13 protein-coding genes and 2 tRNA genes are annotated in these 22,368 nt (G+C 43.2%); 10 read left to right on the top strand and 5 right to left on the bottom strand.

Translation table 11 applies throughout. The features are described from left to right. Positions 1-256 precede the first annotated feature (256 nt). Positions 257-1,549 (bottom strand): L-cysteine desulfidase family protein, encoded by a 1,293-nt coding sequence (locus tag BN35_RS06135; protein ID WP_028901193.1) that lies wholly within the window; start codon positions 1,547-1,549, stop codon positions 257-259. 145 nt (positions 1,550-1,694) lie between these two features. Then, entirely contained in the window at positions 1,695-3,743 is a 2,049-nt protein-coding gene (locus tag BN35_RS06140) for a protein-disulfide reductase DsbD family protein (RefSeq protein WP_028901194.1), read from the bottom strand. A 310-nt stretch (positions 3,744-4,053) separates the two neighbouring features. Here BN35_RS06140 and BN35_RS06145 point away from each other — a divergent pair. The 6 genes from BN35_RS06145 (at position 4,054) to BN35_RS06170 (ending at position 10,023) form a co-directional block, all read left to right on the top strand. Next, a tRNA-Gly gene (locus BN35_RS06145) sits at positions 4,054-4,126 on the top strand. Between the two features lie 103 nt (positions 4,127-4,229). Beyond that, positions 4,230-4,315: transfer RNA gene (locus BN35_RS06150), tRNA-Leu, on the top strand. A gap of 35 nt (positions 4,316-4,350) precedes the next feature. Continuing rightward, positions 4,351-6,024 carry a tetratricopeptide repeat protein gene (locus BN35_RS06155; RefSeq protein ID WP_025072626.1) on the top strand — a complete coding sequence of 558 codons (1,674 nt, stop codon included), beginning with the start codon at positions 4,351-4,353 and terminating at the stop codon, positions 6,022-6,024. Between the two features lie 14 nt (positions 6,025-6,038). After that, on the top strand, positions 6,039-7,034 hold the full coding sequence (locus tag BN35_RS06160) for a TlpA disulfide reductase family protein (protein WP_025072625.1): 996 nt from the start codon (positions 6,039-6,041) through the stop codon (positions 7,032-7,034). 10 nt (positions 7,035-7,044) lie between these two features. Then, the gene (locus BN35_RS06165; RefSeq protein ID WP_025072624.1) at positions 7,045-8,586 is read left to right on the top strand and encodes a YifB family Mg chelatase-like AAA ATPase; all 1,542 of its coding nucleotides are present in this window, start codon (positions 7,045-7,047) and stop codon (positions 8,584-8,586) included. A gap of 264 nt (positions 8,587-8,850) precedes the next feature. Continuing rightward, entirely contained in the window at positions 8,851-10,023 is a 1,173-nt protein-coding gene (locus tag BN35_RS06170; RefSeq protein ID WP_025072623.1) for an MFS transporter, read from the top strand. 121 nt (positions 10,024-10,144) lie between these two features. On the opposite strand, the gene BN35_RS06175 is transcribed toward BN35_RS06170, so the two are convergent. Beyond that, a complete protein-coding gene (locus tag BN35_RS06175; RefSeq protein ID WP_028901195.1) occupies positions 10,145-11,392 on the bottom strand; it encodes an amidohydrolase family protein in 1,248 nt (415 codons plus the stop codon). Positions 11,393-12,241: 849 nt separating this feature from the next. On the opposite strand from BN35_RS06175, the gene metG reads away from it, so the two are divergent. Together metG and BN35_RS06185 are read left to right on the top strand one after the other, a co-directional pair. Next, positions 12,242-14,305 carry a methionine--tRNA ligase gene (metG, locus tag BN35_RS06180; RefSeq protein ID WP_028901196.1) on the top strand — a complete coding sequence of 688 codons (2,064 nt, stop codon included), beginning with the start codon at positions 12,242-12,244 and terminating at the stop codon, positions 14,303-14,305. A 23-nt stretch (positions 14,306-14,328) separates the two neighbouring features. After that, a complete protein-coding gene (locus tag BN35_RS06185) occupies positions 14,329-16,875 on the top strand; it encodes a zinc-dependent metalloprotease (protein WP_025072622.1) in 2,547 nt (848 codons plus the stop codon). 131 nt (positions 16,876-17,006) lie between these two features. On the opposite strand, the gene BN35_RS06190 is transcribed toward BN35_RS06185, so the two are convergent. Then, positions 17,007-17,774: an ABC transporter ATP-binding protein gene (locus tag BN35_RS06190; RefSeq protein ID WP_028901197.1), complete on the bottom strand. Its 768-nt coding sequence runs from the start codon at positions 17,772-17,774 to the stop codon at positions 17,007-17,009. Between the two features lie 533 nt (positions 17,775-18,307). Here BN35_RS06190 and BN35_RS06195 point away from each other — a divergent pair. Together BN35_RS06195 and BN35_RS06200 are read left to right on the top strand one after the other, a co-directional pair. Beyond that, positions 18,308-19,582, top strand: coding sequence for a glycosyltransferase family 4 protein (locus BN35_RS06195; RefSeq protein ID WP_025072621.1), 1,275 nt, complete (start codon positions 18,308-18,310; stop codon positions 19,580-19,582). Next, on the top strand, positions 19,583-20,359 hold the full coding sequence (locus BN35_RS06200; protein WP_025072620.1) for a glycosyltransferase family 2 protein: 777 nt from the start codon (positions 19,583-19,585) through the stop codon (positions 20,357-20,359). Positions 20,360-20,439: 80 nt separating this feature from the next. On the opposite strand, the gene BN35_RS06205 is transcribed toward BN35_RS06200, so the two are convergent. Beyond that, positions 20,440-22,359 carry a glycoside hydrolase family 13 protein gene (locus tag BN35_RS06205; protein WP_028901198.1) on the bottom strand — a complete coding sequence of 640 codons (1,920 nt, stop codon included), beginning with the start codon at positions 22,357-22,359 and terminating at the stop codon, positions 20,440-20,442. Positions 22,360-22,368: the final 9 nt, after the last annotated feature.

Consider the following 22,368-nt stretch of genomic DNA (forward strand, 5'->3'; position numbering starts at 1 on the left):
CTGAGCCATTTTAATATTACAAATATTTTTGTACTTTTCTTTCGCTGTTCGTGCTGTTCGTCAATCCTTTGTATCCTTATCCTCTGTGGAAAAACGATTCATGACTCATAGGGGGGAAGACAAATAACAAATATAATAAGCAGCACGGTTCGCATATTCAAGCAACAAAAGAACGCAAGTATTCGACAAATCGAATAAATGCGTTAAGCTTGACTTGTCTGAACTTGCGTTCTTTACTTGGTTGATAGACTCAACTTTAACAGTGTTGTTTGGATGTCATGATTTTTAATACCATTTCATCGGTGATGTTCATGGCGTCCTTACCAATGCTGGTGAGGTTACGGATGGAGCGATCCACATCCTCGTCAATGATGCCTTCGGCTGAGGTGACGTGCTTGTTCTCCATGGATAGCAATGCCGAGAGTACTGCTGTGCTGACGCCAGAGCTGATTTTTAATGAGCAACTGGGTTTCGCTCCATCGCAAATGATACCAGTTAGGTTGGCAATCATGTTCTTAATGGAGTAACAGATATGTGCATAGTCGCCCCCCATTAAATAGGTGATACCACAACTCGATCCGATGCTTGCAACCACGCAACCACAAAGGGCTGACAACTTGCCGAGACTTTGCTTGATATAGATAACGGTAAGATGACTTAATGTGAGTGCGCGTATCAGTTCTTCTTCAGTATTTTCGTTTTCACTTGCGTACACCACTACGGGATTTGTGGCACAGATTCCTTGGTTGCCAGAGCCACTATTGCTCATCACTGGTATCATCGCACCACCCATTCGTGCATCACATGCCGAGGCAGTCTTGGAAATGATGTGTGAGTAAATGCTATTCCCGAAGATGCCACGGCTTAGTGGTCGTTCCATAGTCTTGCCCAAACAGTGACCATAATTCCCCTTTAAGGATTGTTCCGCTGCATCCATATTGTATTCTTTGGTTTTCAATAGAAAGGCGATTTCTTGTAATGGAGTAGTGGTTGCAAACTCGTAGACCATTCTAAAGTCCAGTTGTATATCATCTTCTTGTGCTTCAGAACTTGAGGAATGCGCTTGTTGAAGTAAGGGGCGGTTGTTTTGCTCTAAGTAAATGAATTGGGTGTGACTTCCTGCAATGACAGCTGTGGCATGGTTTTCGCCAGCCTCGCAGATAACTTCAATGTAAAGCTTCTCGGTAATGTCCTGTTTCAGTTGTATGGAGATTCTATTCTCTTTGACATATTTTTTCCCCTCGTCCAGCGTTTCAGTAGTTAGGTCTTTAATCACTTCCAATTGGTACTCCGACTTACCAACAATGGCACCCAAAGCAATTGCGATGGGAAGTCCTATCATGCCTGTGCCAGGAATGCCTACTCCCATGGCATTTTTCAAAATGTTTGGACTTAGCAGAGCCGTAATCTTTTCGGGTTGGCAACCTAATAATTCTGTTGCCTTCGCCGTGCAAAGTGCCACAGCCATAGGTTCTGTGCATCCAACGGCAGGGACTACTTCTTGCTGAATGAGTTGGATAATTTGTTTTCTGGTGTTTTCTTCGAGCATTTCTTTATAGGTTCTAAAAAAAGATATGTGTTTTGTAGGTAATGCGTGTGTATCGGTTTGGTTAGGAGGAGGATAGACTGCGTTTTGAATGCCCGTCAATGTAGCATTGAAAAACAGTCTATCCTGTCCTATAAAGGTAGAAATCTTAGTCTTGCTTCTGATACTGCTCTAACCCCTTATGCAAGAAGTCAAGATAAGCAGAAACGTCTTCCTTATAACTATAAGAGCCAGCTAAAGGTTTCCCGTTGTTGTCAAGAGGAACGTAGAAAGGTTGGGTATTAGCCCCAAACTTATTGCTTTGCAGGTAGCTCCACTTGTCTCCAATGGTGCGCAAAGTGCGTTTCTTTCCGTTGTCCATAACCTCTATTTGCTCTTTGAGTGGCGTTTTGTCGTCCACGAACAAAGAGATGAGCACATAATCTTTGGTAAGAATTTCTGCTACCGATGGGTCAGTCCACACTGCAGCTTCCATCTTACGGCAGTTGACACAGCCAAATCCAGTGAAATCTACGAAAGCAGGTTTCCCTTGTGCTTTGGCAGCTGCCATGCCTTCTTCGTAGTTGGTATAGGCAGGATGCACCTCTTTTTGATTTAGATTGAAATCCTGTGTGTTGATAGGTGGTGCAAAAGCACTGACTGCCTTGACAGGTGCGCCCCAAAGTCCTGGCACCATATAAACTGTAAATGCCAAGGAAATCATGCCAAGCATGATACATGCTACTGGCATAGGCTTGTCTTGACCGCCAATCATGTCGCTTTGGAACTTGAGTTTACCAATGAGATAGAGTCCCATCATACCAAAGATGACAATCCATAACGAGAGGAATACCTCACGATCAAGAATGTGCCAGCCGTATGCCAAATCGGCAACGGAGAGGAATTTGAGCGCAAAAGCCAATTCAATGAATCCCAGTGTTACCTTGATGATATTCATCCAAGAACCCGACTTAGGCGCTTGTTTGAGCCAAGAGGGGAACAGTGCGAACAATGTAAAGGGGAGAGCGAGTGCCAAGGCAAAGCCAAACATGCCAATGGCTGGTCCAATCCAATTGCCTGAGGTTGCCGTTTGTACCAATAAGAAGCCTACGATAGGAGCTGTACAGGAGAAAGATACCAATACAAGGGTAAACGCCATGAGGAAAATAGACAGCAGACCAGTTGTCGAGGAAGCCTTGCTATCCATCTTGTTTCCCCAAGATTCAGGCAATCGCAGTTCGAACCATCCAAAGAAAGACAATGCAAACACCACTAAAAGGAGGAAGAAGAAAATATTGAAAACAGCACTGGTGGCTAATTCGTTTAGCTTATGTGGGTCGGAAAGTGCGGTGACTATCACTCCTAAAGATAGGAAAATCACAATAATGGCTAATCCATAAGTAATGGCATCGCGCATACCTTTTGCTCTATCTTTGTTGCGCTTGAGGAAGAAGCTAACGGTCATGGGAATGATAGGCCATACGCAAGGAGTGAAAAGAGCCAGCAGTCCACCCGCAAATCCCATGATGAAGAGATACCAAATAGAACTATTCTTTTCTGAACGACCATCTTGTGCTTGCAGTTCTTGAATAACAGGTTGCCATAAATCAGTGCCAACGGCAGTCGCAGAAGAGTCAACGGCAGCCTCTTTGACAGAGTCCTGAGGCAGGACTTGTGTGGTATCCGTAGCAGGGAGAGATGTCTCTTGCTCTTCTGTAGCTACTTTTTGTTCTTCTTGAGGGGTTGCAGCTTTTGCGTCAAATTTAGGTGCTGTCCCCGACTTCTTAAAAGATACTTCTTGTGGAGGCATGCAAGTGGCATCATTGCAGGCTCCGAATTCCAAATAAACATCCAAGTTGTATTTGGGTTTGGTGAATTTCACTTTCTGTACAAACTGCGCATTATTTTCAAAATAACGTAGCTTCATGTTAAAGAGGTTATCCATCTTGGAGATTTCATTGCCTCGTGCCATTAGTTTTCCCACCTTCTCTACGCCATCCATCTTGTTTACGTGAATAGTGGCTTCTATAGGACCACTTGCGCCTAAGTTGGTAGAATAGACGTGCCATCCTTTGTCAATCTTGAGGCTAAATATAATTTCGCCCTCTGCAGAATTATTCGTTTTAAGCTGAGCCGATGACTGTATGGGGTCTACCATCTGCGCATTGGCAAACAAAGCAATGAACAACAGCATTGCCAGTGTTAATCTCTTCTTCATTTTATTTTCGTTTTTATTTTTTTTAGGATAGTCATTTATTATTGATGTAGCGTAACGCTTTGTGTTCATGCTTCGCTTCTTTGTACAACCATGATAACACATTTTTCAAGTATTTTGAGTCCAGTCTTTCGTATCTAAAAAGACATTGGTGCAAAAATATATAATTATAGCGAAATAGACAAATGTATAATTGTAAAAAAATAGAAGGTTAGTGTACTCATTTTGAAATTGAAGAAATAAAATATTAAAAATGTGTGAAAATCTTTGTGACTTACAAGATTATATGCTACCTTTGCAAACTGTAAAAAATGCGGCAATAGCTCAGTTGGTAGAGCACAACCTTGCCAAGGTTGGGGTCGCGAGTTCGAGTCTCGTTTGCCGCTCTTTTTTTTTACACTTTTAGAAAGTCATCATTTTTGTTAGTCATAACTAAGAAAGTGACTTCTTTCGTTGACAAACAATAGAAGATGACCATATGAATGATTTGCCGCAATGGTGGAATTGGTAGACACGAGGGACTTAAAATCCCTTGGCCAGTAATGGCTGTGCGGGTTCGAGTCCCGCTCGCGGCACACTTTCAAGAAAAATATTATTACTATTTATTACTATGTGCAAAAATCTCATCTTTACTTTATCTGTATGTGCAGCTTTCGCATTCAGTTCATGTTCAAAAATGGGTCCGCTGTCGGCTAACAATTTTACCGTTACTCCCAACCCTTTAGAAACAAAAGGCGGTCAGGTACCAGCTACCATTAATGGAGCGTTCCCTGAAAAATATATGAAGAAAAATGCAGTAGTAACGGTTGTTCCTGAGCTAAGATATGGAAATGGACAGGTTGCAAAAGGTGCTGCTACCACGTTCCAGGGAGAAAAAGTATTGGGAAATGACCAGATGATTTCCTATCGCTTAGGGGGTCGTTACACTATGAAGACAGCTTTCGATTTTGTTCCAGCCATGCAACAAAGTGAGATGTACTTAACTTTCATGGCAAAAAGAGGAAATAAGACAGTGAATATCCCTGCTGTGAAGGTGGCTACTGGTGTCATTGCGACGTCTGAACTGTACAAACAACTTTTGTTGAGTGATGGTGGATGCTTGGCACCTGATAGTTTTCAACGGGTGAATGCCAAGAAACAAGAGGCTAATATTAAGTTCTTGGTCAATCAAGCCAATCTGCGAAGAAGTGAATTGAAAAACAACTCTGTGCAAGAGTTTGTGGCTATGCTCAAACGCATCAATGCAGATCGTGAGAAACTGAACATTCGTAATGTGGAAGTTCAGGCTTATGCGTCTCCAGAAGGTGGGTATAGCTTTAACGACAAACTTGCCAACAAACGCCAAAACACTTCAGAGTCTTACGTGAAGTCACAACTCAAACAAACAGGAGTTGCTACAGGTATTGACGCGCATTATACGGCTCAAGACTGGGATGGCTTCCAGAAGTTGGTACAAGCCAGCAATATTCAAGACAAGGATGTTATCTTGCGTGTGCTGTCAATGTATAAAGATCCCGAGCAGAGAGAACAGCAAATTCGCAATATGAGTCAGGCTTTCCGCGAATTGGCAGATGGTATTCTTCCTGAATTGCGTCGTTCGCGCTTAATCATCAATTATGAAACAATTGGTAGAAGTGACGATCAAATTAAAGAGCAATATGCGACAGATGCAACGAAGTTGAGTGCTGATGAAATGTTATATTATGCTTCGTTGGTAGACAATCAAGCAGAAAAAGAAGAAATCTATAAGCGGACAGCTTCTTACTATGACAAAGATTATCGTGCTTTCAATAACTTGGCTACGATGGCTTTTATGAAAGGCGATGAAATGGGTGCAACACGCTATCTCGAGCAGGCATTGCGTATCAACCCACAAGCGTCAGAGGCTTTGGCAAACTTGGGTATTTTGGAGTTGCAGAATGGCAACCTGAAAGAGGCAGAAACGGATATTGCGAAGGCATTAGGCGATCAGAACATCAATGTAGCTATCGGTAGTCTCAATTTGGCGAAGGGTAATTACGCTCAAGCAGAAAAAGATTTCGAAGGCATTATCAGCAATAGTGCTGCTTTGGCACAGTTGATGAATAAGAACTATGCCGCAGCTGCCGCAACATTGGACAATGTGAAGAATCCCAATGCCATGACCGATTATTTGCATGCCATTGTAGCAGCTCGTCGAGGCAATAAGTTTGCTGCCGACTCTTATTTGAAAGAAGCGCTAAAGAAAAATCCTGCATTGAAAACATACGCTGATCAAGATCTTGAATTGTCTATCTTGAGATAAGACTTATTTTTGCAATGAAGCATATTGCATACCTTATTTTGCTCACGCTGGTTTGTGTGTCGTGTGGAACAGATAGCCACCATTTTAAGCTTGATGGACAGCTTTTACACATGAACCAGGGTGAGTTTTACGTTTATAGTCCCGATGGCATCATCGATGGCTTGGACACCATTAAGGTTCAAGGCGGTCGATTTACCTACGAGATTCCTTGTGAAAAAGAAGGAATCCTTTCGATTGTATTTCCTAATTTTTCAGAGCAACCAGTTTTTGCACAGCCCGGTAAGTCGGTTGACGTGAAGGGAGATGCCTCACGACTAAAAGAGTTGCAAGTAGACGGAACGAAAGAAAATGAGACAATGTCAAAGTTTCGCAAGAAAATCTCCAATGCATCGCCACCCGAAATTCTTAAATACGTGGAGGAATATGTACACGATAATCCTCAACTTATTGGTGCTCAATATTTGGTAGTAAAGTATTTTTTGAAAACTCCAAAACCCGATTACGCCAAGGCAAAGCAGTTGGTAGATGTTATGGTGAAACACCAAACCAACAATGTTTCGCTGATAAAATTACAAAAACAGTTGTCTGCTGGTCATGTTGTACAAGGTGGTACATTGCCTTCTTTCACAACCATTGATTTAAAAGGGAATACCATTACCTCTTCTGCTCTTAGTCAGAGTCCACTTGTGGTCATTCATATCTGGGCTTCTTGGAATTATCCAAGCTTAGACATGTTGCGCCAAATACACGATTTGCAAAGGAAGAATGGCGCCAAACTGAAGGTGGTCGGCATTTCCTTAGATGCCAGCAAGAAAGATTGTCGGGATATTTTGCAGAGAGATTCTATCCAGTGGTCTAATGTCTGCGATGAACAAATGTTTGAAAGTAAATTGGCTCATCAATTAGGACTTTCGTCTATTCCAGATAACATACTATTGAAAAACGGACGTGTTGTAGCGCGTGGACTTGACACAGAGGCTCTTGTCACAAAGATAAAGACGCTTCTATAAACCAATTATTATGCTCATTAAAACGTATTGTGCGGCAGTCAATGGATTAGATGTGACAACTGTCACCATTGAAGTTAGCCTCACCAATGGGGTGATGTATCATTTTACAGGTCTTGGCGACGAAGCCGTAAAAGAAGGAAGAAGCCGTATCGCCTCTGCCATGCAATACAACGGCTATAAATTTCCCCATGCTGACATTACGGTAAATATGGCTCCTGCTGACCTTAGAAAAGAGGGTAGTAGTTTCGACCTGCCTTTAGCCATTGCCATCTTAGCAGCCAATGGGAGCATTACGTCCGAAATCTTGGGGCAATATATGATGGTGGGCGAATTGAGCTTGGACGGTACTTTGCAACCAGTGAAAGGGGCATTGCCCATCGCCATTCGTGCCAGAAAAGAGAAGTTCAAGGGACTTATCGTTCCTACTGCTAATGTTCGAGAAGCAGCAGTGGTAAATCAACTTGATGTGTATGGTATGGATTCTATGGCTGACGTCATTCAGTTTTTAACAGGCACCAAGACGTTCCAACCGACAGTCATCGATACTCGGGCAGAGTTTTATGAGCATCAGTATAAGTTTGATCTTGACTTTAGCGATGTACGTGGGCAGGAGAACGTGAAGCGTGCATTGGAAGTGGCTGCTGCTGGAGGTCATAATTTGATTATGATTGGTCCTCCTGGCAGTGGAAAGTCAATGATGGCAAAACGATTACCCACGATACTCCCACCACTCACGCTCTCTGAGAGTTTGGAAACCACACAGATACACAGCGTAGCAGGCAAATTGGGAACAGGAACATCTTTAATTGCCCAGCGTCCATTTCGATCTCCTCACCACACCATTAGCGAAGTGGCACTGGTGGGAGGGGGAAGCACACCGCAACCAGGTGAAATCACCTTGGCGCACAATGGTGTTTTATTTTGTGACGAATTACCAGAATTTTCGAAAACAACTTTAGAGGTGTTGCGCCAACCCTTAGAGGATAGAAAGATTACAATATCGCGCGCCAAATACACCATTGAGTATCCTTGTAATTTCATGTTTATTGCTTCCATGAACCCGTGTCCTTGTGGTTATTATGGCGACCCCACACATACTTGCGTCTGCACGCCGGGGCAAATACAGCGATACATGAACAAAATCAGTGGACCTTTGCTGGATCGCATCGATATTCAATGCGAAATTACCCCCGTACCTTTTAAGGACATCTCTCGAACAAAACCTGGAGAGCCGAGTGCAGATATTCGGCAAAGGGTGCTGAAAGCACGTGCCATACAGACAGAGAGATTTCAAAACCACAAGGGTATCTATTGTAATGCCCAAATGACCGAGCGCATGATACATCAATATGCCGAACCCAATCAGGATGGGGTAGAGATGTTGCGAGTTGCTATGGAGCGGATGAGCCTGTCAGCTCGTGCCTATAGTCGTATTTTGAAAGTCGCTCGTACCATTGCAGACTTATCCGCGTCTCCAGAAGTGTTGACCGAACACTTGGCTGAGGCGATTAGTTATCGCAATTTAGATCGTGGCGATTGGGCGGAAAGATAAATTGTTGTTCCTTTTAGGTTAATCCTTTCTTTCCTTTTTGTATAAACGTACGAAAAGTTCCCTATTCCTATACATTTTTTTGTTCTTCAATAATTGAACGCATTCCTAATTCGCTTGATGAACCGCTGCATTTTAGTTCGTATTTACATCCAATTGTTCGGAAAAATTGGATAAAGCAAATGATATGTAAATTTATCATCGAAAATTTGTAATGTACCTTTTAATTGTTTATCTTTGGAAAAACTTACTTAAACAATTAGACGTATGGTACATGAAAACAAAACAACAGGATTATTTCCTTGGGTGCTGATGATTTTGATGTCATCGGTCACTTTTGTCGGAATTTTGTCGGAATTACTGCCTTCAGGCGTGTTACAACAGATTATGGGAGACTTAGAAATCAATGAAGTTGAAGCCGGTCGCATGGTCGGCTTATATGCCCTTGCCTCGGCAATCTTTGGTATTCCTCTCATTTCTGCCACAATGCACCTCAACCGCAAAAACCTACTGTTACTGTTGCTAATCGGCTTTGCGATTTGTAACATCTTGTCGGGTTTGGTGCATAACTACTATCTGATATTGGCACTGCGTTTCATTGGTGGTATCAGTGCAGGAGTGATGTGGCCCATGATTGCAGCCTATGGTATGCGACTCGTTGAACCAAGTCATCAAGGTAGAGCTGTAGCCGTTATTATGGCAGGCAACACGTTAGGTATTAGTCTTGGAATGCCTTTGATGACCTCTGTTGGTGATCAGTTTGGTTGGCGCATTGAGTTCATTGTATTAGGTCTCTTGGTGGTTCTGATTGCTTTGTTGTCACTCTTCATGTTGCCGTCAACACCGGGCGAGAAGCTCACATCGAGCACTTCACCATTCGCCATGCTCAAGAATAAGTCCATCCTACTCATTATTTTGCTCACCTTGTTGGGCGTTTGTGGACATTATGGAGTCTATACCTACATTACCCAATTGGTAGGAGAGATAGGCATTGAAGGTGGCGTCGAGATGGCGTTGCTTGTTTTCGGCATCGGTTCTTTGATTTCCATTATTATTGCTACGAAGTATATTGACATGTATCTGCGTGAGCTTACCGTGTTGATGTTTGCTCTCCTTGGTGTTGCTATGTTGTTGTTCTACTTCTTTAAGGGTGCCAGCGGCATTTCTCATTTCGGTTTCTTCTTGTGGGGATTGTCATTTGGACCACTCGTTACGTTGTTCCAGGCAGCTGTGGGCAACCAAGTAGAGAAAGCCAAAGATGTGGCAATGTCGGTGCAGTCGTGCATGTTTAACCTCTCTATTATGGTCACAACTTGGATTGCAGGACTGCTGTTGATACGCTTTGGAGCGTTCAGCCTGTTGTGGTATGCGGTAGTAATGGCGGTTCCAGGAATGATTATTTCTATCTTTGCAAGACACACATTGCGTCGAATAGGATAATTAACAAATAAAATATACATCACAAAAAAGGCTACTTCTTTCGATAGTAGCCTTTTTTGTGATTATAACTTTAGAGTTTGAACAGTCAATTTCTCAACTTGTTCGCTCGTTATTTTTGTCCTTACATCTTGAAAGGAATCTCATATTCTGTCGGTTTCTTCTTAAACAAGAATTCACCCTTTCTTACAGAAGCCAGCACACCAACACGTCTGCGGATGCAATCCCATGAGCTGTCGCCGTCCAGAACGATAAAGTTAGCATCCTTGCCTTCTTCCAGTCCGTATGCGTTATGGATGTTCAAACACTTAGCACCGTTGTAAGTAATCATATCGAAAGCATTTTCTACTTCCTCTGGGCTTGCATATTGTGATAGGTGAATGGCATTATCCAGAATATTCATCATATTACCGCTTCCTAATGGATACCATGGATCGTTAATAGAGTCCTGAGCCAGTGCAACATTGATACCCATGTGCATGAACTCTTTGATACGTGTCAAACCGCGACGTTTTGGATAAGTATCCTGACGACCTTGCAGGTATGCGTTCTCTGTGGGGCAGGAGATGAAGTTCATCTTACTTCTCTTAAACATGTCGAACATTCTGTATGCGTACGAGTTGTCAGCCGAACCGAACGAACAAGTGTGACTGGCGGTGGTCTTTGTACCATAATCCTCGAGATATACCAGTGCGTTCAAAATCTCTACGAATCTTGCCATGGTGTCGTCGGTCTCGTCGCAGTGAACGTCAATCAGCACGTTGTATTTCATCGCCATCTCAACAATATCGTGGATAGATTTCTCACCAAACTCTCTTGCGGGCTCGTAGTGTGGAATACCACCAACCACGTCAGCTCCCATTTTCAGAGCCTCTTCCACCAATTCTTTTCCACCCTTATAGGTGTACATACCGTTTTGTGGGAATGCTACTACCTGGATGTCTACAATATCCTTCATCTCTTCTTTCAGCTCCATGAGAGCCTTGAAGCCGATAAACTTTGGATCGGTGACGTCGGTCTGTGCGCGGATAAACTGTACACCCTGTGATACTTCGTCCTCAATACCCTTGCGTGCCAACTTCTTCACACCCTCTATGGTCATTGTTGCCTTATATTTGGGCCAGTTCTCAATAGCCTCGTAAAGCGTACCTGATGCAGCACCAATACCTTCCATCTCGGCCAGCGTGTAAACATAGTCTAAGTGCAAGTGTGGATCTACGTAAGGAGGAAGCACAAACTTACCCTTCAGGTCAATCTCCTCGTCACATTTAGGCAGATTATTGCCAATTTGAGCAATCTTGCCATTCTCCACAATCATTTCCGTTGCTGTACTGTTGCGATAAAATTTCGCATTAAAAAATTTTCTTTTCATAGTCTTATAAATTAAATAAGTATCGTGTTCCAAATATAGCCATTTTATGTGACATAAGCAAGTTTTTCGTGTAAGTTTTCCCCTTTATTACCATAATATTTGTAAAATACTGTCAAAATGAACATTGCCAATTGATGTATGCCGTTGTATAACGATGAAATGGCTATTTTTTCCACTTATCATTGGAAGTGCCGTTCGTCAGAAAATCAATAGCACTTGTAGCGAAGAAGACTTCACCCCAGCTTCTCAATACCTCCAATTCGAGACAAAATGAGTGGAAATATTTGTCTTTTTTCTTGACAACAGCCCCTTCATAGCTGCCGTATTTTGAAACAAACCTGTCATGCCTCGCAAATATCGCAGTATTTCAAGACTTTTATAAGCGACTGTTTATCAACGTGTTGTAATTCTTTTGCATGCTATTAAGCACTTAACTTGCCTCTCTTCCTATCCAAAATGATTGCTTTAGTGCCCTTAACTCTTTGTTCTAACCCTTTTATCTCATGTGAATAGAGTCTTTAAGTGCTGTTTACAGTCCTCTTAACTCAATGCTCTAACATTATTTGGGCTTCATTTTTGTCATTTTCGTACTTTTATGTAGTGAGCGTGCCTATCATTTTTTTCTATTTTGTCTTTTTCTAAGCCCTCGTTTTTTGTCATTTATTTTAACAAAACTCAACTTGACTTGGTGCGCTAATTGGTTTCGAGTGTGCATTAAAGCATAGCAAGTACGCACAGGGACGACGCAACATTGTTTAGTATTTCTTTGTTTCAATCAGTTTCTCAATTATTTTGTTATCTCTTTGATTTGTAGTAATTTTGCACTTAAATACTAAACCCATTAAACTCATGGAAGAGAAAAAGTTCAAACGCACAACCGTGACGGCCGCCTTGCCGTATGCCAATGGTGGCGTTCACATAGGACACTTGGCAGGAGTGTATGTACCTGCTGATATTTATGCTCGCTATTTGCGACTGAAAAACCAAGAAGTTATCTTTATTGGTGGTAGCGACGAGCATGGCGTACCCATCACCATCAGAGCCAAGAAAGAGGGGATTACACCACAAGATGTGGTAGACCGCTATCACTCTATGATTAAAAAGAGCTTCGAGGAGTTCGGAATTAGCTTTGATGTTTATTCCCGTACCACCTCGAAGACGCACGAGCAGTTGGCTTCCGACTTTTTTAAGAAACTGCTGAAAGAAGGCAAATTGCAGGAACAAGAGTCTGAACAGTATTATGATGAAGAGGCTCACCAGTTCTTGGCAGACCGTTACATCAAAGGCGAGTGCCCTCACTGTCACTACGATGGAGCATATGGCGACCAGTGTGAGCATTGCGGTACTGCCTTGTCTCCATTAGAATTGATCAATCCCACATCAACCCTCAGTGGTTCAAAACCTGTCATTAAGAAAACTAAAAACTGGTATTTGCCCTTGAACGATTATCAGCAGTGGCTCAAAGAGTGGATACTACAAGGACATAAAGAGTGGCGCTCCAATGTTTACGGACAGTGCAAAAGCTGGTTAGACCTTGACTTGCAGCCTCGCGCCATGACTCGCGATCTTGATTGGGGTATTCCTGTGCCAGTTGAAGGTGCAGAGGGAAAAGTGCTATATGTATGGTTCGATGCCCCAATTGGCTATATTTCCAATACCAAGGAACTGTGTGAACAGGCACCAGAGCGTTGGGGTTCTTGGGAAAAATGGTGGAAAGATGAAGATACTCGTTTGGTACATTTCATCGGAAAAGATAACATCGTGTTCCATTGTCTCATCTTCCCCACCATGTTGAAAGCACACGGAGGCTATATCTTGCCCGACAACGTGCCAGCCAACGAGTTCCTTAATCTGGAAAACGACAAGATTTCTACCTCACGCAACTGGGCAGTATGGTTGCACGAGTACTTGGTAGACCTGCCCGGGAAGCAGGACGTGTTGCGCTATGTGTTGACAGCCAATGCACCAGAGACTAAGGACAATAACTTTACGTGGAAAGATTTCCAAGAGCATAACAACTCTGAATTGGTAGGCATTTATGGCAATTTTGTGAACAGAGCGTTGCAACTCACCAAAAAATATTTTGAGGGAGTGGTTCCAGCGTGTGGTGAATTGTTGGATATTGACAAGCAAACTCTCGAAGAATTCAAAGATGTAAAGCAAAAAGTAGAAGCACTTTTGGATGCGTTCAGGTTCAGAGATGCGCAGAAGGAAGCCATGAATCTGGCACGCATAGGAAACAAATATATCACTGAATGTGAGCCTTGGAAGGTTTGGAAAACCAATCCAGAGCGGGTAAAGACCATTTTATACGTCTCATTGCAATTGGTTGCCAATCTTGCCATTGCCTTTGAACCCTTCTTGCCCTTCTCTTCTAAGAAACTTCGGCAACTCATCAACATGGACACCTTCGATTGGAGTCAGTTGGGAAGTACCGACTTGTTGAAAGCTAACCATCATTTGGCAGAACCAGAGTTGCTGTTTGAAAAGATTGAAGACGAGACTATTGAGATTCAACTCAAAAAGTTAGAAGAAACGAAGAAAGCTAACGAGGCTGCTAACTATGTGGCAAAGCCCATCAAGCCAACCATTGACTTTTCTGATTTCGAGAAACTTGATATCCGAGTTGGACACATCAAGCATTGCGAACGGGTGAAGAAGGCAAACAAATTATTGAAGTTTACCATTGATGACGGTACAGGTACCGATCGGACCATTGTTAGTGGTATTGCAAAATTCTATGACCCCGAGGCACTCATTGGCAAAGATGTGTGCTTTATAGCTAATTTAGCACCCCGCAAGCTAATGGGCATTGAGAGCCAAGGCATGATACTTTCTGCCGAAGACTTCGGTGGTTCTTTGAGCGTAACCACCATTGAGCATCCTGTAAAGCCTGGTAGTCAGGTGATGTAAAATAGCTATTGATACAAAAAATCATGATTTTAAGCAACAAACACTTATTGAGTTTCTTCTTTTTGTTCATGGGTTTGTCTCTTCAGGCTCACCCATGGCTCTATCCATCACTAAAGGTAGATACCACTAAGACAGAAAAGAAGGCACCTCGTGATACTACCAGCACGGTAAAAGATACGGTGGATGTAAAGAAAAAGGTCAAGAAAAAGAATGAGTATGCTGACCTACTTAAGAAAGGAGGAACAGAACTCAAAGGACTTTTCACAGTTCGCCATATCGAAGATAAATGGTATTTTGAAGTTCCAGATAGTCTTTTAGGTCGATATTTCTTGGCGGTAACACGCCTTACAGCTACTCCCCAAAACTTTGGAAAGTATGCAGGAGAAATGATGAATGAGGCAACGGTTTATTTTGAAAAACGAGATGAGAAAACCATGTTGCTGCGTGTATATGTTTTATCACAGTTGGCTGATGAGAAGGACAACATCTCTCGAACACTCAAGGCTTCAACAGTAGATCCTATCGTTGCATCGTTTAAGATTATAGGACCCAACAAAGATTCAAAGCGTAGCTTGATAGAAGTTACCAAACTCTTTAAGTCTGGAAACAAAGTTATGTCGTTTGCCGAGTTTTTTAGCAAGCGGTTGAAGTTGGGAGGATTGCAGAGTGATCGAACATTTATCGACACATTAAAAGTTTATCCTATCAACGTCGAGATTGCAACGACTCGGACTTACAGTTCGTCGGGGCAGAACATGGCTGCCGCACAAACGGGTGCGGTGACCTTAGGACTCAATACCAGTTTTGTCATGTTGCCTAAGACGCCCATGCGCAAACGCCTTTGGGACGAGCGTGTGGGGTACTTTACAGACCGTGTGACTTATTTTAATGATAATCAGCATAAGACCGACCGTGAGCAATTCATAGGAAGATTTCGTTTGGTGCCAAAAGACGTGCAGCGATATCGTCGGGGAGAGTTGGTGGAACCCGTTAAGCCCATCATCTTCTATATAGACCCTGCCACACCTAAGAAATGGGTTCCTTATCTCATTAAAGGTGTGAACGACTGGCAAGTAGCTTTTGAGGCGGCTGGATTTAAGAAGGCAATTATCGGTAAGGAGTGGCCCAAAGACAGACCAGACATGAGTGTGGATGATGCGCGCTATAATGTAATTCGTTATTTGCCTGCGGAAATAGAAAATGCGTATGGCCCTCATGTCGTCGATCCTCGAAGTGGTGAAACCATTGAGAGCCATATCTGCTGGTATCATAATGTGATGAATTTGCTCACCAAGTGGTACATGACACAGTGTGGCCCGCTTGATAAGCGAGCTCAGAAAATGCCCTTTGACGATAAACTGATGGGCGAGCTAATCCGTTTTGTATCATCTCACGAGGTAGGACACACGCTCGGTTTGCGCCATAACATGGGAGCCAGCCATGCCACACCTGTAGAAAAGTTGCGAGACAAAGCCTGGGTAGAGAAGCATGGACACACCGTTTCTATTATGGACTATGCTCGATTCAACTATGTGGCACAGCCTCAAGACGGCATTTCGTCAAAAGGTCTTTTCCCACGCATCAATGATTATGACAAGTGGGCGATTAAATGGGGCTATCAATATCGCCCAGAATTTAAGGATGAATTTGCAGAACGCAAAGCCTTACGTGCAGAAACAACCAAAGTGTTGAAAAACAATCCTCGCCTTTGGTTCAGTGGGGAGGGGCGTGATGAAGACCCTCGCTCACAAACAGAGGACTTGGGTGATAATAATGTGAAGGCGTCTGATTATGGTATCCTTAACTTACAGCGTGTCATGGCGAACCTGCCAAAGTGGACCAAACAGCCAGATAGTCAATTTGATAATCTCACAGAGATGCATGAAAGCGTACGTGATCAGTTCCGTAGGTACACCAATCATGTGCTAAAGAATGTAGGTGGACGCTATCTTAACAATCTGCCGGGTTCTAAACCTTATGAAGTGGCACCTGCAGAGCGTCAGAAAGAGGCAGTAGATTTCTTGGCTCGTCAGTTGTTTGATGCACCATTATGGTTGTATCCTGACAATATTACAAGCATCACAGGTGACAATGCGGTTGCTCGTATTTCGAGTGATCAAAATCGTGTGCTGAATTCTTTGCTCTCGTTAGACGTATTGACTAAGATTTATAACGATTCTTTCGATCGCTCTTCAGCGTACCAATTGCCCGATTATCTTGACGATGTTTATCGTGCAGTGTGGAAGCCATTGACGGCAGAACAGAATATAAAGAACACCACTCGTCGCACTTTGGAGCGTAGTTTTGTGCAATGTGTCGACCAACTGCTTAACCCAAGTGAAAAACCACAGCGAGCTTCTAATCTTTCTCAAATGCTTGCGACAGGTTCAGGTGGCAATTCTTCTTCGCTGACAAGTGATGCGTTGCTGTATGTACAAATGCTTTTGGATAAAGTAGAGACGTATTGTCAAGCACAACAGGCGCAAAGCAGTGGCGTGAATGCCATGCACTACAAAGACTTGTTACGACAAATCAAACGGGTTAAAGATAAGCAGACCTCGGTGAAATAAAAAGATAAAATAAAGCGTCTCAATGATAAGATACAGTCTTATCTTATCATGAAGAGAGGCTTTATCATTGACAATCTCAAAAAACAGCCATTTTATCGGACGTGAAAGGATTCCTCTCAACGATAAAATGGCTATTTCTTTATTCTAATCTTTTGGTGGTAACTATCAAATTGTACCGTGCTGTTCTCGATGAAACGGGGGAATATGCCATTATCTATTAGTTCTTTGGGGGTGCCAACCTGTAGCTGATGGGCATCGTCAATGAGCCATATCTTATCTGCAACTTGGATAGCTAACTCAATATCGTGGATAGATAAGAAGATACATTTATTCTCTTTGTGCGCCAGTCGAGCAAGTAATTGTAGCGTTTCGGCTTTGCTTTGAAAATCTAAGAAAGCTGTTGGCTCGTCCAAGATGATGACGGACGTCTGTTGTGCCAATGCTTTTGCTATAAAAACTTTTTGCTTCTCTCCGTCACTTAGCGTTTGTATCTTCCTATGAGAGAGAGGGGTGATGCCAACAAGTGATATGGAGGATTGTATAATTTCGTCGTCCGTCTTATTCAATCCTCCCCAAAATCCAGTGTACGGTGAGCGAGCTAAGCCCACTAATTCGTAGGCAGTTATGTTTTTAAGATCGAGTTTTTCGGTCAGTACCACACTTATTTTTTGTGCCAACTCTTGATGATTCCATTGATGCAGTGGTTTGCCTGCCATCTTTATCGTACCCTTTAACGGTGGTTGAAAACCCGCAAGTGTGCGCAAGAGGGTCGACTTTCCCGAGCCGTTTGCCCCTAATAGACAGGTGAGCTGTCCACTATACAGTGAGGCTGTGATAGGAGACACCACAGTGTGGTTATCGTATCCAATTATTAAATCAATGAGTTCTATCGTTTGCATCGTGTCGCAAAGATAAGCATTTAAGCAAAATATCTCGCTTCAACGCTCCTTTTTTATTCTAAAAATGTGTCTCTTTTTTAGGTGATAGCGATGTTAAAAAAAATACGCTGTAACTCTTCTCGAGCTACAGCGTATAAGTATGTTTAACTAAAAAACTTTTCTTAGTAAATGAAAACCTCACGGCCTCCATTGTTACCTGTTAAACAATCTGTTTAATTTACCTTAAACCTAATAACTAAAAACCTAAATCTATTACTACTAACCTAAACAATCTATTAACCTTTTGGTGTTGCAAAGGTATATACTTTTGCGGTTCGTTCCAAATATGTCTGCCTGTTTCCTTGCAAAAATGGTGCTTTCTTGACTTATATCAACAAATTGTGTTCGTACACAATGTTGTTTTTCTTCACCAATAGGGTAGTGGTGATGTCTCTATATGCGGTCATATTGCTGAACGAATGGCTTAAAAAGCACTAATTTCTTGTTGGATTTTGTAAATTGATGTATCTTTACCCCTATAATAAAGCAGTGATATGCGAATATTGATAGTGAACACAAGTGAGAAAACGGGTGGGGCAGCACTGGCTTCTAATCGTTTAATGGAGGCTTTGAACAAGGCAGGATGCAAAGCAAAAATGTTGGTCAAGGATAAAGAGACCAACCAACTTTCTGTAGTAGCATTGCCTTGTCAGTGGCTTAAGCGGTGGCATTTCCTGTGGGAACGATGGTGCATCTTTTGCCATTTGCATTTTAATAAGCGGTATTTGTTCGCTATCGATATTGCCAATGTCGGAACAGACATCACCCAACTGCGTGAATTTCAGGAGGCAGACATCATTCATTTGGAGTGGATCAACCAAGGGATGTTGTCCCTTCGAAATATCCAAAAGATAGTGGAAAGCGGTAAGCCCGTGGTGTGGACACTGCATGATATTTGGCCTGCAACAGGCATTTGCCACCTTAGTCTTTCATGTACGCATTTTAAGAAAGAATGCGGAAACTGCTTTTATCTACCAGGTGGAGGTTCTAAAACGGATTTGTCGCACCGCATTTGGCAACGCAAAAACGCCATTTACCAACAGCGTAAGATTCATTTTGTGACGTGTAGCGAGTGGTTGGGACAGCAGGCAAAGGCAAGTGGATTACTATCAAAGCAAGCCCTCTCTATCATTCCTAATCCTATTGATACCCATGTGTTTGCACCAGCAAGTAAGCACGAGGCTGCCCAAAGGTTAGGATTGCCAACAGACAAACAGCTGATTTTGTTTGCCTCACAGCGCATCACGAACGTTAATAAGGGTATTCAGTATCTTATAGATGCGTGCCAACTGCTCGTTAAGCAACGACCTGAGCTGAAAAATAGCGTAGGATTGGTGGTGTTGGGCGGTCATGCAGAGGAGATAACGGCTCGGTTTGATTTACCTACTTATCCACTTGGTTATGTGAATGATACGAAGAAAATCGTGGATGTGTACAATGCAGTAGACTTGTTTGTCCTGCCTTCGCTTTCTGAGAATTTGCCCAATACCATTATGGAAGCGATGGCGTGCGGAGTACCATGTGTAGGTTTTGAGGTAGGGGGTATTCCTGAGATGATTGATCATCGTGAGAATGGTTATGTGGCGCATTATAAAGATGCGCAATCCTTGGCAGCTGGCATGGCATGGATATTGGATAAAGGAACTGACTACGAGACATTGAGCAAAAACTGTATCCATAAAGTAAGGACGGAGTATGCACAACAGCATGTGGCTGAACGATATTTGGCTGTGTATCAGTCCGTATGGAGAAATAAAAAAGAAGAATAGATGATTAAATTTACAATTATCACTTGTACCTATCAAGCGGAGAAAGAGCTGAAAAGGACACTAAGAAGTGTATTGGAACAAACATATAAGGATGTTGAGCACTTGATTGTGGACGGTGCTTCTACGGATGCAACGCTGCAGTTGGCGCAAACTTATAGCACTGAGTCGCAAGCGCAAAACAACGGACATCAGGTAATGGTGACTTCAGAGCCTGATAAGGGATTGTATGATGCGATGAACAAAGGACTTCGGCATGCTACGGGAGACTACGTGTTGTTTCTGAATGCTGGAGATACCTTTCCTTCTGAAAGCACTTTAGCACAGGTGGCAGCATGTGCGGAAGGGGCGAGTGGCTTGCCTGGTGTGTTATATGGCGATACAGATATTGTAGACAATGAGGGGAGATTTGTGCGCCACCGTCGCCTTTCTCCGCCTAAGAAGTTGAGTTGGAAGTCGTTTATGCAGGGAATGGTGGTGTGTCATCAAGCTTTTTATGCACGCACGGATTTGGCAAAGAAAGTTCCCTATCAATTAAAATATCGTTATTCTGCAGATGTTGACTGGTGTATCAGGGTGATGAAAATGGCACAGAAACAAGGACTGCCTTTGTGCAATGTTCAGGCTGTAGTGGCGAACTATTTGGACGGAGGCATGACAGAAAAAAATCATAAGGCATCTTTGAAAGAGCGTTTTCGTGTCATGGAGTCGCATTATGGTTATCTCCCAACCCTCTTCATGCATGCATGGTTTGCGGTAAGGAGTGTGTTGAAAAAGTAAGTGTATGTGTGTTTGAGCAAAATGTTTGGAGGATTGATGTAATATGAGATACATCATTCCTCCAAATAGATGATAGAAGTTTATAATTCAATAATCATGGTTTGGCGTGGTTTTAACAGTATGTCAGCGGTCAAATCGATGGTTTTTCCTGTCTGAACCTCCACACCTGCTTTGTGTTGCCCGATTACTTCGGCATATCGCTTCACGTCCAATCGGGCTTCTTTCGACGTTCCGTTGAGTACGGTCAGCACGGTTTTACCTTGATGTTGGCGTGCTAAGACGTACACCCCTTGGTGAGGAATGAACTGAATCTGCTTGCCTTGGACTATCACTTCATTACCCTGTCGCCAATGCAGCAGCTTGCTGAGCCAGTTGAACATTTCATTTTGAGCCGTTGACCTGCCTTCTGCCGTGAATGCCGTGTGTACATCGCCCGGGAAACCACCGGGGAAATCCTGCCGTACATTACCATCTGTCACCTCTTTGGTGCCATTCATCAGCACTTCGGTGCCGTAATACAGCTGCGGAGTGCGGTTCATGGTGAGCAAAAGAGCTAAGGCTTGTTTGAGTGCAGCGACATCTTGTCCATTACCTAAGAATCGATCGGTGTCGTGATTCTCGATGAAAGCCATCACATCTTTTGGATTTTCGTAAAGATAATCGTACACCAGTGAGTTGTAAATCCTATTCAGTCCATCCCACCAGCCATCGGTCTCTTCATTCTTCGCCTTGTTGATTTTCTCAAAGAAACTAAAATCCATGACACTTTTCAGGTTGCTGTTGATGTCTGACAGCTTACTGTCTTTTTGCCAAGCTGCGGTATAAGCGGGTTCTGTATTCCATGTCTCGCCAACCACATTGAAGTTAGGATACTCCTCGTTGAGCGTCTTCATCCACAGTGCCATGGCTTTGCGGTCAGCATAAGGATAGGTGTCCATGCGGATGCCATCGATGCCTGCGGTCTCTATCCACCATATACTGTTTTGGATGAGGTACTTGATGACGTGCGGATTGCGCTGATTCAAGTCGGGCATGGAGGGTACAAACCATCCGTCAACGGTTTCTTTTAGGTCTATTTTCGAAGCGTATGGGTCGAGCACCGGCGTGAGTTTATAACTGGTCTGCAAATACTTGGAGCCGGTTTTTGTTCCATTTGACATGCCTGTCTTCTCGTCTCGCCCAGTTTTCTTGCCTTCCTCGAGCCATTCAGGCACATTCAACCAATCGTCAGAGGGCAGTTCTTTGAGCCATGGATGTTCAAATCCGCAGTGGTTGAAAATCATGTCCATCACCACTTTGAGTCCTTTTTGGTGGGCTTCGTCAATGAGCTGGCGATATTCCTCGTTGGTGCCAAAGCGCGGGTCTACCTTATAATAATCTGTCGTGGCATATCCGTGGTAGGTACTAAAGCCGTTGGTGTCGGGCGAATTGTTTTCCAATACGGGCGTGAACCATAGGGCGGTCACCCCTAAATTCGTGAAATAATCAAGGTGTTTGCGAATGCCCTCCAAGTCGCCCCCATGTCTCAGACTGGGTTTCGTGCGGTCGCAAACATAGTTGTTCATGCCTTTTATCTGGTCGTTTTTGGTGTCTCCGTTGGCAAATCTATCGGGCATGAGCATGTACAGCACGTCAGCATTGGTGAATCCCATGCGCTTGTCGCCACTCCTCTCACGCTGTTTTAGTTCGTATTTCACCTTTTTTGTTTTCTTTCCCTTGGTTAACGACAGCGTGATGGTGCCAGGCTTGGCATCCTTCAGGTTGAGGTAAGCCAGCAAATAATGTGCATTGGGCATCTGTACCACACTGTCTATTTGCACGCCAGCGTCACGGGTGGTTACTTGAGTGCCGTGCAAGTCGTTGCCGTACACCATGAGTTGCAAACTCGCATCCTTCATCCCAACAAACCAATTGGTTGGGTCAATGCGGTTTATTTGTATCTGGGCATACGTCGTAAAAGTCTGTGTCAAAAGGCAAATGACAAATAATAACTTCTTCATCTTATTTTC

It is taken from the genome of Hoylesella timonensis 4401737 = DSM 22865 = JCM 15640, assembly GCF_000455445.1.
In the GTDB taxonomy this organism is placed as follows: Bacteria; Bacteroidota; Bacteroidia; order Bacteroidales; family Bacteroidaceae; genus Prevotella; species Prevotella timonensis.